16 protein-coding genes are annotated in these 15314 nt (G+C 65.5%); 9 read left to right on the forward strand and 7 right to left on the reverse strand.

What is annotated here, in order from left to right:
- Positions 1-54 precede the first annotated feature (54 nt).
- The 9 genes from flgG to CAL19_RS07360 all read left to right on the forward strand — a co-directional run bounded on the left by flgG (position 55) and on the right by CAL19_RS07360 (position 10833).
- On the forward strand, positions 55-840 hold the full coding sequence (flgG, locus tag CAL19_RS07320; RefSeq protein WP_026639836.1) for a flagellar basal-body rod protein FlgG: 786 nt from the start codon (positions 55-57) through the stop codon (positions 838-840).
- A complete protein-coding gene (locus CAL19_RS07325; protein ID WP_094796430.1) occupies positions 840-1529 on the forward strand; it encodes a flagellar basal body L-ring protein FlgH in 690 nt (229 codons plus the stop codon). The genes flgG and CAL19_RS07325 overlap by 1 nt, the downstream gene beginning before the upstream one ends.
- 2 nt (positions 1530-1531) lie before the next feature.
- Positions 1532-2665, forward strand: coding sequence for a flagellar basal body P-ring protein FlgI (locus tag CAL19_RS07330; protein ID WP_026639834.1), 1134 nt, complete (start codon positions 1532-1534; stop codon positions 2663-2665).
- Positions 2665-3621 carry a flagellar assembly peptidoglycan hydrolase FlgJ gene (flgJ, locus tag CAL19_RS07335; protein WP_094796431.1) on the forward strand — a complete coding sequence of 319 codons (957 nt, stop codon included), beginning with the start codon at positions 2665-2667 and terminating at the stop codon, positions 3619-3621. The genes CAL19_RS07330 and flgJ overlap by 1 nt, the downstream gene beginning before the upstream one ends.
- Before the next feature lie 69 nt (positions 3622-3690).
- Positions 3691-5337 (forward strand): flagellar hook-associated protein FlgK, encoded by a 1647-nt coding sequence (gene flgK, locus CAL19_RS07340; protein ID WP_094796432.1) that lies wholly within the window; start codon positions 3691-3693, stop codon positions 5335-5337.
- A gap of 43 nt (positions 5338-5380) precedes the next feature.
- The gene (gene flgL, locus CAL19_RS07345; RefSeq protein WP_094796433.1) at positions 5381-6607 is read left to right on the forward strand and encodes a flagellar hook-associated protein FlgL; all 1227 of its coding nucleotides are present in this window, start codon (positions 5381-5383) and stop codon (positions 6605-6607) included.
- A 44-nt stretch (positions 6608-6651) separates the two neighbouring features.
- Positions 6652-8565 carry a methyl-accepting chemotaxis protein gene (locus CAL19_RS07350; RefSeq protein WP_094796434.1) on the forward strand — a complete coding sequence of 638 codons (1914 nt, stop codon included), beginning with the start codon at positions 6652-6654 and terminating at the stop codon, positions 8563-8565.
- Positions 8566-8606: 41 nt separating this feature from the next.
- Positions 8607-9017 (forward strand): hypothetical protein, encoded by a 411-nt coding sequence (locus CAL19_RS07355; RefSeq protein WP_094796742.1) that lies wholly within the window; start codon positions 8607-8609, stop codon positions 9015-9017.
- 91 nt (positions 9018-9108) lie between these two features.
- A complete protein-coding gene (locus CAL19_RS07360) occupies positions 9109-10833 on the forward strand; it encodes a methyl-accepting chemotaxis protein (RefSeq protein WP_094796435.1) in 1725 nt (574 codons plus the stop codon).
- A 98-nt stretch (positions 10834-10931) separates the two neighbouring features.
- Here the strand turns inward: CAL19_RS07360 and fliR are convergent, their stop codons facing one another.
- Genes fliR through CAL19_RS07395 form a run of 7 tightly spaced genes read right to left on the reverse strand, consistent with a single transcriptional unit; the run spans position 10932 to position 15290 of the window.
- Complete coding sequence (gene fliR / locus CAL19_RS07365; RefSeq protein WP_026639654.1) at positions 10932-11723, reverse strand: flagellar biosynthetic protein FliR; 792 nt, start codon at positions 11721-11723, stop codon at positions 10932-10934.
- Positions 11724-11750: 27 nt separating this feature from the next.
- Positions 11751-12020: a flagellar biosynthesis protein FliQ gene (fliQ, locus tag CAL19_RS07370; protein ID WP_026639653.1), complete on the reverse strand. Its 270-nt coding sequence runs from the start codon at positions 12018-12020 to the stop codon at positions 11751-11753.
- A 12-nt stretch (positions 12021-12032) separates the two neighbouring features.
- A complete protein-coding gene (gene fliP, locus CAL19_RS07375) occupies positions 12033-12812 on the reverse strand; it encodes a flagellar type III secretion system pore protein FliP (protein WP_094796436.1) in 780 nt (259 codons plus the stop codon).
- Positions 12813-12828: 16 nt separating this feature from the next.
- Positions 12829-13152 (reverse strand): flagellar biosynthetic protein FliO, encoded by a 324-nt coding sequence (gene fliO / locus CAL19_RS07380; RefSeq protein ID WP_026639651.1) that lies wholly within the window; start codon positions 13150-13152, stop codon positions 12829-12831.
- Positions 13153-13157: 5 nt separating this feature from the next.
- On the reverse strand, positions 13158-13703 hold the full coding sequence (fliN, locus tag CAL19_RS07385) for a flagellar motor switch protein FliN (RefSeq protein ID WP_026639650.1): 546 nt from the start codon (positions 13701-13703) through the stop codon (positions 13158-13160).
- Positions 13696-14703 carry a flagellar motor switch protein FliM gene (gene fliM, locus CAL19_RS07390; RefSeq protein ID WP_026639649.1) on the reverse strand — a complete coding sequence of 336 codons (1008 nt, stop codon included), beginning with the start codon at positions 14701-14703 and terminating at the stop codon, positions 13696-13698. Before fliM ends, fliN begins: the two co-directional genes overlap by 8 nt.
- Positions 14704-14705: 2 nt before the next feature.
- Positions 14706-15290 carry a flagellar basal body-associated FliL family protein gene (locus CAL19_RS07395; protein ID WP_094796437.1) on the reverse strand — a complete coding sequence of 195 codons (585 nt, stop codon included), beginning with the start codon at positions 15288-15290 and terminating at the stop codon, positions 14706-14708.
- Between the last annotated feature and the right edge of the window lie 24 nt (positions 15291-15314).

Raw genomic sequence — 15314 nt, forward strand, 5'->3', positions numbered from 1 at the left:
AATTTTATCTATGCGAGCCGGCCCAGGCGCCGGCTTGCACCAGGAGTTTCCATCATGATGCGTTCGCTGTGGATTGCCAAGACGGGTCTCGAAGGTCAGCAGACTTCGATGGACGTCATTTCCAATAACCTGGCCAACGTCCAGACCAACGGCTTCAAGCGGGGCCGGGCGATCTTCCAGGACTTGATGTACCAGACGCTGCGCCAGCCCGGCGCTCAGGTGGGTGACGCCAACCAGCTGCCCACCGGCCTGCAGCTGGGCACGGGTGTGCGTGTCGCCTCGACCGAACGGGTGTTCACGCAGGGCAATATGAACAACACCGGCGGCGAGCTGGATATCGCCATCGACGGCAAGGGTTTTCTGCAGGTGGAGCTGCCCGATGGCACGCAGGCCTACACGCGTGACGGCGCCCTGCAGGTCGACCAGAACGGCCAGCTGACCACGGCGGGCGGTTATGTGGTCCAGCCGCCTATCAACGTGCCGGACAATGCGCTGTCGCTGACCATAGGCAAGGACGGCACCGTTTCGGTGACCCAGCCGGGCGCTGCGGGCCTGAACGTGCAGATCGGCCAGTTGCAGCTGGCGACCTTCATCAATCCGCCCGGGCTGCAGAGCATAGGCGAAAACCTGTACCTGGAAACCGATTCGTCGGGCCCGGCCAACGTTCTGCAGCCTGGCATCGATGGCGCGGGCTCCATCCTGCAGCAGTATGTCGAGACGTCCAATGTGAACGTCGCCGAAGAGCTGGTCAACATGATCACCACGCAGCGCGCGTACGAGATGAACAGCAAGGCTGTGAAGACCTCGGATGAAATGCTGGCTCGCCTGACGCAGTTGTGATGCCCATGAATGTGCTGCGTCTGCTGTTTGCGGCCATGTTGGCAGTGGCGGCTGTCGGGTGTGCGATGATTCCGCCCGAACCGATAGTCAGCGGCCCCGTCACGGCCGTGCCCCCGCCGCCGCCCATGGCGGCGGCGCAGCCCAATGGCGCCATTTACCAGCCGAGGGTCTACGGCAATTACCCCTTGTTCGAAGACCGGCGGCCCCGCAACGTGGGCGATATCGTCACCATCGTGCTGAACGAGCGCACGAACGCGGCCAAGAACGTCGCCACCAATACCAACCGCAGCGGCAGCGTTGGCCTGGGTATTGCCGCCACCCCCGGCTTCATGGACAGCTGGGCCAATGCCAAGCTCGACACGGATGCGTCGGGGTCGAACCAGGCATCGGGCAAGGGCGATACAAGCGCCAACAATACGTTCACGGGCACGATCACCACCACGGTGATAGGCGTGCTGCCCAACGGCAATCTGCAGGTTGCGGGCGAAAAGCAGATCGCCATCAACCGGGGCAGCGAATATGTGCGCTTTTCCGGCGTGGTGGATCCACGCTCGATAACGGGCGCCAATTCGGTGTCTTCGACCCAGGTTGCCGACGCCCGCATCGAGTATCGCAGCAAGGGAGTCATGGATGAAGTGCAGACCATGGGCTGGCTGCAGCGCTTTTTCCTGATCGCATCGCCGTTCTGACCATGACTTTCTTTCCTCTGTTTTCCGCTTTGCTGCGCCGCGCCGGCCCATTGGCCTTGGCGGCATTGCTGACGCTGGGCGGCGCGGCGCATGCCGAACGCATCAAGGACCTGGCCTCCATACAGGGGGTGCGCGGCAATATGCTGATCGGCTATGGCCTGGTGGTCGGGCTGGACGGCAGCGGCGACCAGGTGCGGCAGACACCTTTCACCCAGCAAAGCCTGACCAACATGCTCTCGCAATTGGGCATTACGGTGCCGCCGGGCAGCAACATGCAATTGAAGAACGTGGCCGCCGTCATGGTGACGGCCACGCTGCCGCCGTTTGCGCGCCCCGGCCAGCGCCTGGACGTGGTGGTGTCGTCGATGGGCAATGCCAAGAGCCTGCGCGGCGGCACGCTGTTGATGACGCCATTGAAGGGGGCCGACAGCCAGGTGTATGCGATCGCCCAGGGCAACATCCTGGTGGGCGGGGCCGGGGCGTCCGCGGGCGGCTCAAGTGTGCAGATCAACCAGCTCAATGGCGGGCGCATTACCGACGGGGCGATTGTCGAGCGCGCGGTGCCTACCTCGTTCGCACACGACGGCAGCATCTACCTGGAAATGGATGTGACCGACTTCGGCACAACCCAGAATGTGGTGGCGGCGCTGAACCAGGCATTCGGTCCAGGCACGGCCGAGGCCGTCGATGGCCGGGTCGTGCAGGTCAGGGGGCCGGCCGACGCAGCGGCGCAGGCCGCTTTCCTGGCCAAGGTAGAGAACCTGCAGGTACGGCGCGCGCCCGCCACAGCCAAAGTCATTATCAACGCCCGCACGGGGTCGGTGGTGATGAACCAGACCGTAATGATCGACGAAGCGGCCGTGGCGCACGGCAGCCTGTCCGTCATCATCAACCGCCAGGCGCAGGTGTCGCAGCCCGACACCCCCTTCGGCGGCGGGCAGACGGTGGTGGTGCCCAACACGCAGATCGAGGTGCGCCAGGAAGACGGCGCGCTGCACCGCGTGCGCACCAGCGCCAACCTGGCAGACGTTGTAAAGGCGTTGAACGCGCTGGGCGCCACGCCACAGGACCTGCTGGCCATCCTGCAGGCCATGAAATCGGCGGGCGCGCTGCGCGCCGACCTGGAAATTATCTGATGGCTTTTGTCAGTTATACGCCGCGACCGGGTTCTCAGCAGTCGGTCTTCGACATGGGACGCCTGGCTGACCTCAAGCGCGGCGCCGCTTCAAGGCCCGACGATGCCGGTGCGCAGAAGCAGGTTGCTACGCAAGTGGAAGCGCTGTTTCTGCAGATGATGCTCAAGCGCATGCGCGAGGCCACGCCCAAGGGAGGGCTGTTCGACTCCCAGCAGTCGCAGATGCTGCGCACCATGACGGACGAGCAACTGGCGCTGCAGTTGGCCGATCCGGGTGTCGGCCTGGCCCAGGCCATGCTGAAGCAGATGCAGCAGGGCCGGGCAGCGGGCGCCGACGCGGCGCTGGATCCGGCCCTGGCCGCCGCGCCAGCCGACGGCTCGGCGCGCGCCCCGCGCCAGGTGGCGGCATTGCTGGAACTGATGCGCAACAACCGTGCGCGCGAGCGAGAGTTGGCCGTGGCCGATGGCGCTCCTGCGCACGTGGTGGACTTTGTGTCGCGCATGGCCGGGCCAGCCGAACATGCGGCGCGCCAGACGGGGCTGCCGGCGCGCCTGATCCTGGGCCAGGCGGCCCTGGAATCGGGGTGGGGCCGGCGCGAACTGAAATACGAAAACGGCGCCACCAGCCACAACCTGTTCGGCATCAAGGCCGGCGCGGGCTGGCGCGGCAAGGTGGTCAGCGTGATGACCACCGAATACCAGGACGGCGTGCCCCGCAAGGTCGTGGAGCCATTCCGCGCCTACGGGTCGTATGAGGAATCGTTTGCCGATTATGCGCGCCTGATCGGCGAAAGCCCGCGTTACGAATCTGTTCTGCACGCGCGCGACGAGGTCGAGGCCGCGCGGCGCATCCAGGCGGCCGGCTATGCCACCGACCCGGCATATGCCGACAAGCTGATTGCGGTGATGGCGCAGCTTGGCGGCGCAGGCGCCGGGGAATTTGACGGTGCGCGCTAAATTCGGCGGGGCGCGTGCCGTTAACCCGGTATCTGGACCGAATGCGGTTTTCTACGGGATATCGGCAATATGAATCTGTACAACTTGGCGCTCACCGGGTTGAATGCCTCGCAGGCGGGGCTGGAAGTCACCAGCCACAACATCAACAACTCGGCAACGGTCGGCTACAGCCGCCAGCGCGTGATCACCTCGACAGCCGGCGCCACCGAGACGGGGCAGGGTTACTTCGGCCGCGGCGTGCAGGTCGATACCGTCAAGCGCCAGTACGACAGCTTCCTGTATCGCCAGATGGTAGGCGCCCAGGGTTCGGGCGCCCAGCTGGCCACCCACTACGACCAGATATCGCAGATCAACAACCTGTTCGCCGACCGCACCGTAGGCATCACGCCGGCGCTGGAGGGCTTTTTCGCCAGTGTGAACGCCGGCGCGAGCAGCCCTGCCGACCCTGCGGTGCGCCAGGACATGATAGGCAAAACCAACTCGCTGGTCACGCAGATCAATACGGCCTATCGCGAGCTGCAGAATCTGCGCGACGGGGTCAATACGCAGATCTCGACCACGGTTGAGCAGGTCAACAGCTACCTGGAGCGCATCAACGACCTGAACCAGCAGATCGTCGTCGCGCAGGGCAAGTCGGGCCATGCGCCTAACGACTTGCTGGACCAGCGCGACCAGGCGCTGTCGGAGCTCAACCAACTGGTGGGCGTACGTTATTACCAGCAGGGCGACACACTGAACATCACCCTGCAAAGCGGACAGACGCTGTTGTCGGGCACGACCGTGTATCCGCTGGCGGCCGTGCAGTCGGCGGCCGATCCCACGCGCATGGCACTGGCCTATTCACTGCCATCGGGCGGCGGCACGACGATAAAAGTGGAGCTTGCCGACAGCCAGATCAGCGGCGGAAAGCTGGGAGGCTTCCTGCAGTTCCGCAGCGCATCGCTGGACGCGGCGCAAGATCAGCTGGGCCAGCTGGCTGTGGGGCTGGCGCTGGCGTTCAATGCGCAACACGAGGCGGGGCTGGACCTGAACGGCGATCCTGGCGGGCCCATGTTCGGCCTGGGTGTGCACACAGGCATTCCCAAGGCCGGAAACGGCGGCGATGGCACGCTGACGGCCGCATTCACCGACGCGGGCGCGTTGCGAGCGACCTCGTACGACATAGTGTTCGATGGCGCCAATTACCAGGTCACCCGCCGCTCGGACGGCGCGACGCAGACCTTGACGCCGGCCGGCGCGCCGCCGTCGATCGAGATCGACGGCATGAGCCTGGAGCTGGGCGGCACCGCCATGGCCGGCGACAGCTGGACGCTGCAGCCCATGCGCGACGCCGCCCGCGATCTGAGCATGTTGATCACGGACCCGGCCAAGATCGCCCTGGCCGACGCGACCGGGGGCACGACCAATGGCGCGAACGGCCTGGAACTCGCCAAGCTGCAGACCACGAAGGTGCTGGCTGGCGGCACGCTGAGCCTGGCCGGGCAGTTTTCGCAGCTGATCAACAACGTGGGTGTACAGACCCAGCAGATCAAGACTGCCAACACGGCCCAGGGCAACCTGATCACACAGCAGACCTCGGCATACCTGTCGGTTTCCGGCGTGAACCTCAACGAGGAATACGTCAACCTGACGATCTACCAGGAACAGTACCAGGCCAGCGCCCGGATCCTGGATGTGGCCAGCACGGTGTTCGACACCTTGCTCGGCCTGCGCTGATGCGGTTGATTGCAGCTGACTGATACGGACCGGAGCTTTTACCATGCGCCTGAGCACTTCTCTTATCTACCAGAACGGCCTGAACGGCATCCTCAAGCAAGAAGCGACGTTGTCGCGCCTGCAGGAACAGCTGGCCAGCGGCCGCCGCGTGCTGACGCCGGCCGATGATCCGCTTGCCGCCTCGCTGGCGGTGAATGTGTCGCAGACATCGAGCATGAATGCGACCTACGCGAACAACCGCGATACGGCCAAGCAGACCCTGGGCCTGGAAAGCAATGCCCTGGCGTCCTCGGTGACCACGCTGCAGTCGGTGCTGCAACGGGTTGTGCAGGCGGGCGGCACGCTCAGCGACCCTGACCGCCAGGCGCTGGTGGCCGAGCTCCAGGCCGCGCGCGAGCAACTGGTGGGCCTGGCCAACGCCACGGACGGCAACGGGCAATACCTGTTTTCGGGCCACGACGGTTACGCGCAACCGGTGACACTCAATGCCGATGGTTCGGTCACTTATGGCGGCGACAATGGCCAGCGCATCATCCAGGTAGACCAGAGCCGCCAGATGGCCGGCAGCGATGTGATCGCCGATATCTTCGGCAAGGCGGCCAGCGGATCGATGGCCTACATCATGCAGGCCGGGGCCGCCAACACGGGAACCGGGCAGTTCGGCAAGGTGTCATTCGACGCCCCGGCCGCTGGCAACAACGTGGGGCAGGACTTCATCATTACATTCTCGGACGTGGGCGGCGTGCTGAGCTACACGGCCGACACGGTGCCGGGTTCGGTGCCTGCGCCGGCGCCGGTGCCGTTCGTGGAAGGGCAGACCATAGACATGGGCGGCGTCAGGGCCAGCATCTCGGGGCAGCCCGCTGCGGGGGATACCTACACGGTGCAAACGCCCAAGGCATCGAACATGGATATGTTCGAGACGCTCGGCGACCTGATCGACACCCTGGCCACGCCCGCCATGGACGACCCGGCGGCGATGACGGCCATCAACAACATGCTGGCCACCGCCAACCGCAAACTGTCACTGACGCTGGACAACGTGCTGACCGTGCAGGCCTCGGTGGGCGCGCGCCTGAACGAGCTCGACGCCCTGGACTCGGTGGGCGCGCAACGCACGTTGTCGTATACCAAGCAGCTGTCCGACCTGGAAGACGTCGACGTCTATAGCGTGACTTCCCAGCTGTTGCTGCGCAAGGTGGCGCTGGACGCCGCAGCGGCGTCGTTCTCGACCATCCAGGGTTCCAGCCTGTTCAGCCGCGGGCGTTGAGCCCTTTGGCGCTTTACTGTTTATCTCTTTATAGACCCAGGATCATGCTGTCAAATTTGAAAGTTCGCACCGGCATACTGCTTGTGCTCGGCGTATTGTTGCTGGCGCTGCTGGTGTCCAACGCGGCTGCGTGGTTGGCCATGTACTCCAGCAACGACAAGCTCGACCGGGTCAACGCCGTGTACTCCAATCAGGTGACGCCGGTATACCAGGCGGTCACGCTGCTGCAGCGCGCCCGCTTGAGCGGATCTGCGTCGCTCGTTGAACTGCAGGAGGGCCGCCTGCGCGAATCGAGCCAGTCGCTGAATGAGGCGCGTACGGCCAGCGCGAGTGCGGCGCGGCTGATCACCGCGTTCATGGACATGACCAAGAGCGAGGCGCTGGAGCAGAAAGCCCAGGCGCTGAATGCCGCCTACCAGCGCTATGCCGGCAGCGCAGCGCGACAGTTCGATGCGATGGACAGGCAGGACCTGCGCGCTTTCATCGAACAGAATACCGGTACGCAGGCCGCGGCGGCGGCCTTCGACCAGGCGTTCTCGGATTATCTCCAGTTCGTCAATACGCGCACTGACCAGCTCGTAGTCGATGCCAGAGCCGACTACATGCTGTCGCGCACGGTGTCCATTGCACTGGTGCTGATTTCGCTCGTGCTGGCCGGCCTGTGCTGGGTCTTTATGCAACGCAGCGTGCTCCGGCCCCTGCGGGAAGCTGGCCAGCACTTTGACAAGATTGCCAACGGGGACCTGACGGCGCGGGTAGAGGTTCGCAACAGCAACGAGATAGGCCAGTTGTTTGCGGCGCTCAAGCGGATGCAGGAGAACCTGGCGCGCACGGTGTCGCAGGTTCGTCGCGGGGTTGACGAGATCAACGTGGGTTCGCGGGAGATATCGGCGGGCAACACGGACCTGAGCAGCCGCACGGAGCAGCAGGCCGCGTCGCTGGAGGAGACGGCCGCGTCGATGGAGGAGCTGGCCTCGACGGTCAAGCAGAATGCGGACAACGCGCGCCAGGCCAATCAGCTGGCGGCCAGCGCCTCGGACGTTGCCGAGCGTGGCGGCGAGGCGGTGTCGGAGGTGGTCAACACGATGGAGGCGATCTCGGCGAGTTCGCGCAAGATTTCCGAGATTGTGTCGGTGATTGACGGCATTGCGTTCCAGACGAACATACTGGCGCTGAATGCGGCGGTGGAAGCGGCGCGCGCGGGCGAGCAGGGCAAGGGCTTTGCGGTGGTGGCCGGCGAGGTTCGTTCGCTGGCGCAGCGCAGCGCGCAGGCGGCCAAAGAGATCAAGGTGCTGATCGAGGACTCGGTGAGCAAGGTGGGCACGGGCTCGCAGCAGGTGGAGCGGGCCGGTTCGACGATGCAGGAGATTGTGGCGTCGGTCAAGCGGGTGACGGACATCATGGGCGAGATATCGGCGGCCTCGGAGGAGCAGTCGGGCGGTATCGAGCAGGTCAACCGCGCGGTGTCGCAGATGGACGAGGTGACGCAGCAGAACGCGGCGCAGGTCGAGGAAGCGGCCGCGGCGGCGGGTTCGCTGCAGGAGCAGGCGCAGCGCCTGGCCGAAGCCGTGGCGGTGTTCAAGATCAATACCGGCGAAGTCATCGAAGTGCCCGCGCAGCAGTTGAGCGCGCAGCGCGCGCCGCGCGTGGCCGATGGCGCGCGCCCGCCCGCTGCCCCTGGCCAGCCCAGGCAGGCCATGCCCGAGTCGGCGCCGCGGCAGCTGAAGGCCGCCCAGCCTGCACAGGAACCTGCCCGCGCGGCGACGCGTCCGCAAGCGGCCGCCGCGCCGGCCGCCGGGGCTGCCCCGCAGGCTCGGCGCAAGGTTGCCGCGCACCAGGCTTCCGATGGCGCCGTGGCGCCTAGGTCCGCGCGCGCTTTCACGCCGCAACGGGCGGCGGCGGGCTCGCAGGCGAACCCGCGCGCATCGTCGGCCGACGACGATTGGGAATCCTTCTGATGCATGCGCAGATGATGCGCGTTCGCCTGGCGCAAACGGGTATGCGCATGGCGACGGCGGTACTGGCCATGGCGGCCCTGCTGTCGGGCTGCATGACTACCGGCCGAAACTTCGACGCGTCGCAGTTGTCGGCGCTGACGCCGGGCGTGTCGACCATGGACGAGGCCGCCTATGCATTGGGGGCCGCGCCGCAGACGCTGTACGGCCAATCCGACGGAAGCACCCTGGCACTGTGGTCGTACCACGCTACCTGGGTGACCGACGGTCTGTACGGCCGCAAGCAGGCCTTGTTGCGTTTCGGCCCCGACGGCCGACTGCTGGGCCTGGTGGACAGCACCAACGTTTTGCTGGAGCCGTGGGAGCGGCGCAAGTTGCTGGGTCCGCCGCCGGCGCGGCTGGATGGGCCCGCCGGCGCTCCCTGGGCTGCAGTGCCGGCGCCGCCGGCGCAATGACCGCAGTGGCGCGATCAGCCAGGGTCTAACGGACGCCGGCGCACGCCGGCGATGTGTGTTTTTCCGAATATTCGTGATGGACGGGGAAGCTATGGAAGCGAGTTACGACGCCGGTACCAAGCCGGCCAAGACCAAGAAGCGGGCGCGCGCCCCGAAACAGAAACGATCCTGGAAGATCCGCGACGCGCGGGTGGGCACCTTGCTGCTGGCGGTAATGGCCTTCTTCGCGCTGCTGATTGCAGCCGTGGGCGTGCTGGCGGCGTACTTCCTGCAGACCAACTATGAATCGATCCGCCGGATCCAGGACCTGACGGACCGCGCCAAACAGGTCGAGATCATCAACAGCGACATGCTGCGCGCACGCGTCGACCTGATGGTGGCTGCGCGCTATTTGCAGGAGTCTGGCTGGGGGTCGGGCGAAAGCGCGGCGCAAGGCGCCAAGGAAGCGCTCGATTCCGCCACCACCCGCCTTGATGGCGTGCGCAAGCGCTTCTCGGACTTCCAGCAGAATATGCTGGAAGACGACACCGGCCGCCGTCTGTCGATGAACCTGGTACGCCGCTACCGCGCGTATATCGATGATGGGGTCGATACGATGGTCGAAGCCCTGCGCAGCGAAGACTATTCGACCTTTTACATGGTCAACAATGAGTATGGCACGCCGCGCAGCGCGACCTTCATCGAGGCTATCGCGGAGTTCAGCGACTATATCCAGGCGCAGCAGAGCGCCAACGTGGCGGCGGCGCAGGCCAACTTCCAGCGCGCGGTGGCTGCGGTCGGCGTGGCGGTGGCGCTGGCGCTGGTGTTGATGCTGGTAGCGCGCATGGTGTTCGGCCGGCTGGTCGTGCGTCCCCTGGTCGAGGCTGGCCAGCACTTTGACAAGATTGCCAACGGGGACCTGACGGCGCGGGTAGAGGTTCGCAACAGCAACGAGATAGGCCAGTTGTTTGCGGCGCTCAAGCGGATGCAGGAGAACCTGGCGCGCACGGTGTCGCAGGTTCGTCGCGGGGTTGACGAGATCAACGTGGGTTCGCGGGAGATATCGGCGGGCAACACGGACCTGAGCAGCCGCACGGAGCAGCAGGCCGCGTCGCTGGAGGAGACGGCCGCGTCGATGGAGGAGCTGGCCTCGACGGTCAAGCAGAATGCGGACAACGCGCGCCAGGCCAATCAGCTGGCGGCCAGCGCCTCGGACGTTGCCGAGCGTGGCGGCGAGGCGGTGTCGGAGGTGGTCAACACGATGGAGGCGATCTCGGCGAGTTCGCGCAAGATTTCCGAGATTGTGTCGGTGATTGACGGCATTGCGTTCCAGACGAACATACTGGCGCTGAATGCGGCGGTGGAAGCGGCGCGCGCGGGCGAGCAGGGCAAGGGCTTTGCGGTGGTGGCCGGCGAGGTTCGTTCGCTGGCGCAGCGCAGCGCGCAGGCGGCCAAAGAGATCAAGGTGCTGATCGAGGACTCGGTGAGCAAGGTGGGCACGGGCTCGCAGCAGGTGGAGCGGGCCGGTTCGACGATGCAGGAGATTGTGGCGTCGGTCAAGCGGGTGACGGACATCATGGGCGAGATATCGGCGGCCTCGGAGGAGCAGTCGGGCGGTATCGAGCAGGTCAACCGCGCGGTGTCGCAGATGGACGAGGTGACGCAGCAGAACGCGGCGCTGGTCGAGGAAGCGGCCGCGGCGGCGGGTTCGCTGCAGGAGCAGGCGCAGCGCCTGGCCGAAGCCGTGGCGGTGTTCAAGATCAATACCGGCGAAGTCATCGAAGTGCCCGCGCAGCAGTTGAGCGGCTACGCAGCGCCCATGGTGGCGCAGGGCTAAGCCGGGCGTGCCCCGCGCGATGCGGGTGCGCGCCACGGGTGCCTGGCTTCCGTGAAGTCAGGCACCGCCGGCACAATGCCCGTCATGGGCAGCGCCGGTCAGCCCAAACCGGCCAGCCTGGCCACCACTTCACCCATCGTATGCAGGCCGTCCCGTATCAGGCCTTCCAGGAATCCCGCAGACTGGGGCAGGACGGCGGTCAGCAGCAACAGGCCGGTGATGAGACTGACCGGGAACCCCACGGCAAAAACCGACAACTGGGGAGACGCGCGATTCAGTATGCCCATCGCCAGGTTGATGGTGAGCAGCGCGCATATCAGCGGCAGGGCCAGCAACAGTCCCGATACGAAGATGGTCTGGCCCCATTGCGCCACGACCGCCCAGCCTTCCCGGTGCAGCGACAGGTCGGCCAGGGGCAGGGTATCGAACGAATGAACCAGCCCCGCCAATACCAGCAGGTGTCCATCGAGCGCCAGGAACACCAGCATCGTCACGATATTGAACAGGCGCGACAGCACGGCAGTATTGGCGCCCGTGCCCGGATCGAAGAACGAGGCGAAGGACAGCCCCATCTGCAGCCCTACGAACTCGCCCGCGGTCTGCACCGCAGCGAACACCACGCGCATGGTAAAGCCCATGGCCAGCCCGATCAGCACCTGCTGCGCCAGCAGCCACAACCCGGCAAACGACCCCGGCGGAATGGGCGGCGGCGCGGGCAGGCCGGGCACGATGGCGACGGTCAGCACGAATGCCAGTCCCACCTTGACCCGCACGGGCACGCTGGATTCGGAAAAAAGGGGAGCCGTGCCCACCAATGCCAGGATGCGCACGAAAGGCCACAGGAATTGCAGCAGCCAGCCATCTAGCTGTTGCTGGGTGAAGGCAATCATCTCTACAGCGCGGACGGCGTGGCGGCGCTACGACACCAGCAACGGAATCTGGCCGATCAGCTGGCGGATGTAGTCCGTCATCAGGCCGAGCAGCCACGGGCCCAGCAGCACCAGTACGCCGCACATGGCCACCAGCTTGGGAATGAACGACAGTGTCATTTCGTTGATCTGCGTCGCGGCCTGGAATATGGCGATCACCAGGCCGACCACCATCGTCACGAGCAGCAGCGGGCCGGCCATGGCCAGCGCCACCTTGAGCGCCTGGTAGGTCATGGACATGACGGTTTCAGGAGTCACGGCTTGCTCCGGTCATTGATAGAAACTGCCGGCCAGCGATCCGAGCAGCAGGTTCCAGCCATCGGCCAGCACGAAGAGCATCAACTTGAAGGGCAGCGCGACCGTGACGGGCGGCACCATCATCATGCCCAACGCCATCAGCACGCTGGCCACCACCAGGTCGATGATCAGAAACGGAATGAAGATCGTAAAGCCGATCTGGAAAGCGGTCTTGAGCTCGCTGGTGATGAAGGCCGGCACCAGGATCTTCAGCGGCACCTGCGAGGGATCCTCCAGCGCGGGCAAGTTGGCCAGATTGGCGAACAGCGTCAGGTCATTCTCGCGGGTCTGGTGCAGCATGAAAGTATGCAGCGGCGCGGCGGCGCGATCGACGGCCGTCTCGAACGGGATCGTTCCCTCGGACAACGGCTGATAGGCCTCGGTATAGATGCGGTCGAACACCGGGGACATCGTGTAGAACGTCAGGAACAGGGCCAGGCCGATCAGCACGTGGTTCGGCGGCGACATGGCGGTGCCCATGGCGCTGCGCAGCAAGCCCAGCACGATGATGATGCGCGTGAAGCCCGTCATCATCAGCAAGGCCGCCGGCAGGAAAGACAGCGAGGTCATCAGCAGCAGCGTCTGCATGCTGAGTGAATACGTTTGCGCGCCCCCGGGGCCCGGCGTGGCGGTCAGGGCGGGCAGGGTGGCCTGCGCTAAACCGCTGGCCGGAAACAGCGCCAGGCCGGCCAGCGCCAGGGCTGCGAGTGCCGGCGGCAGGCCGCGGCGGCGGAGTGAGAATTGCTGCATCATGAGCGGGGGGCCGGCGTCATGCGCGGCGTTTCAATGCCTGGGCCAGTTTGCCGGCGAAAGCGCCGAGTTCGTTGGCCGCCGGCGGCAGTGCGCCGGCTGGCAAGGTGTGCAATGTGGAGATCTGGTTGGGGGTTACGCCCACTACCAGCCAGGTATCCTCGACCTGCAACAGCGCGACGCTCTGGCGCGGCCCGAGCGTCAGGCTGGCCACCTGGCGCAGCGGTCCGCCCTGGGTGCGGCCTGCAAGGCCAGCGCGGCGCGCCAGCCAGGCCGATAGCAGAATGGCGGCCAGGACCAGCAGCAATCCCAGCACCACGCGCAGCACGCCCGATTCGGTCATGGCGCTCAGCGGCGGTTGTTCAGGCGGTTGATGCGCTCGGACGGCGTGATGATGTCCGTCAGGCGTATGCCATATTTGTCTTCGACGACGACAACCTCGCCCTGTGCGATCAAGTAGCCGTTGACGAAGATGTCCATGGGTTCGCCGGCCAGCCCGTCGAGTTCGACGACCGAGCCCTGGCCCAGTTGCAGCAGGTTCTTGATTGTCAGGCGAGTGCGTCCCAGTTCCACAGTCAGTTGGACGGGCACGTCCATGATCAGGTCGATGTCGCTGCCCTTGCCGCCCATGTCGTTGGCCAACGGCTTGAACACCGACCCACCTGCGGGTAGTGCGGCGGGCGACCCCGCGGCCGGCGACCCCGCGGGCATCGTCGCCGGCGCGGCGGCCTGCTCTGCAAGGGCGCCGGCCCAGTCGTCCTGCGGTTTCAGGCCGTCGGCCTGGGTGGGAGGCTGCGCCGCCGCGGATTGCTCGGCGAGCGCATCGGCCCAGTCGTCGGCCGGGTTGGCGGACGAACCGGCGCCGGTCTGGCCGGGCGTGTTCGTGTCAGTCATGATCGGGAGCCTCGTTTGTATCGGTATCGTAGGAAAACAGGTTTTGCACGCGCAGCGCGTATTGCCCGTTGAAGACGCCGTAGGCGCATTCCATCAGCGGCACGCCGTCGACGCTGGCGATCACGGTCTCGGGCACTTCGATGGGCAGTATGTCGCCCACCTGCAGGCGCATCAGTTCGCCTATGGACGAAGGAATCGTCGCGAATTCGGCCGCAAGATCCACATCGGCGCTGCGCACCTGGCGCGACAGCTGCTGAGTCCAGCGCTGGTCGACTTCTTCCAGCGTGGTTTCCTGCAGCGGCCGCGTCAGCAGGTCGCGCACCGGCTCGATCATGGAATAGGGCAGGCAGATGTTCAGCTCGCCGCCCGTCGCGCCGAATTCTATGTGGAATGAAGACACCACCACGACTTCATTGTTGCCGGTGATGCTGGCGAACTTGGTATGCATCTCCGAGCGCACATACTCGAACTCGACGGGGTACACCGCTTCCCACGATTTGCCGTAGCTCTCGAGCGTGAGGTTGAGCAGCCTGCGGATGATGCGCTGTTCGGTCGTCGTGAAATCACGCCCTTCCACCCGCGTGTGATAGCGGCCGTCCCCGCCGAACAGACTGTCGATCACCAGGAAAACCAGCGTCGGGTCGTAGGTGAACAGGGCCGTGCCGCGCAGCGGCTTCATCTGCACCATGTTCAGGTTGCTGGGTACCGGCAGGTTGCGTTCGAAATCGGCGTACTTCAGTATCTTGATCGACCCGACCGTGATGTCGGCGTTGCGCCGCATGAAGTTCAGCAGCAGGCTGCGCAAGTGCCGCGCAAAGCGTTCGTTGATCAGCTCCAGCGTCTGCATCCGCCGGCGCACGACACGATCGGGCGAACTCAGGTCATAGGCGCGAGCGCCATGCGGGTCGGCGGCCTCGCGTTCTTTACTGTCTGCCTCGCCGGTTACGCCCGCCAGCAGGGCATCGACTTCGTCCTGCGAAAGAAACGCCTCGTAGGCCATGCTTACTGAACCACAAAAGCGGTGAACAGGGCGTCGCTGACGTGCTGGCCGTCGGGCAGGGGCAGGAACGGCTGGTTTACCGCGTTGACGATGGCGCGCGCCATATCGGCCTTGCCCTGCAGGGTCTGGACGGCGGCCGGTGACTGCGACGACAGCACCATCAGGATGCGGCTGCGCACTTCCGGCATGTACTTCTCGATGCGCATGCGCGTCTGCTCGTCATTGGCGCGCAGCGTGATGCCCACATGCAGCAGGCGTTCGGTGTCGCCATTGAGCAGCGTCACCGTAAACGCTTCCAGCGGGATGAAGATGGGCGCCGGCACCTGAGCGGGCTTGGCCGGCGGGGCGACGAACACGGTCGGCGTCGGCGCCGATCCGGCGTCGGGCTGGCCGACGCCAAGCCGTACCTGCGCCAGTGTGTCGGCATGCTGGCGCTGCATGATGAACCAGGTCACGGCAACGCTGGCCGAGGCCACGATGGCCAGCGCCAGCAGCCAGAACAGGCCTCGCATGATGGAGCTGCCGCCAGTGGTGCGCAGCGGCAGGCTGGAGCGCGCCGGCATGGAAGGATTCTTGGAAGTGGCCATCAGGGTATCGATGCTAGGAATTGA

The organism is Bordetella genomosp. 7 (genome assembly GCF_002261265.1).
Taxonomy (GTDB): Bacteria; Pseudomonadota; Gammaproteobacteria; order Burkholderiales; family Burkholderiaceae_B; genus Bordetella_A.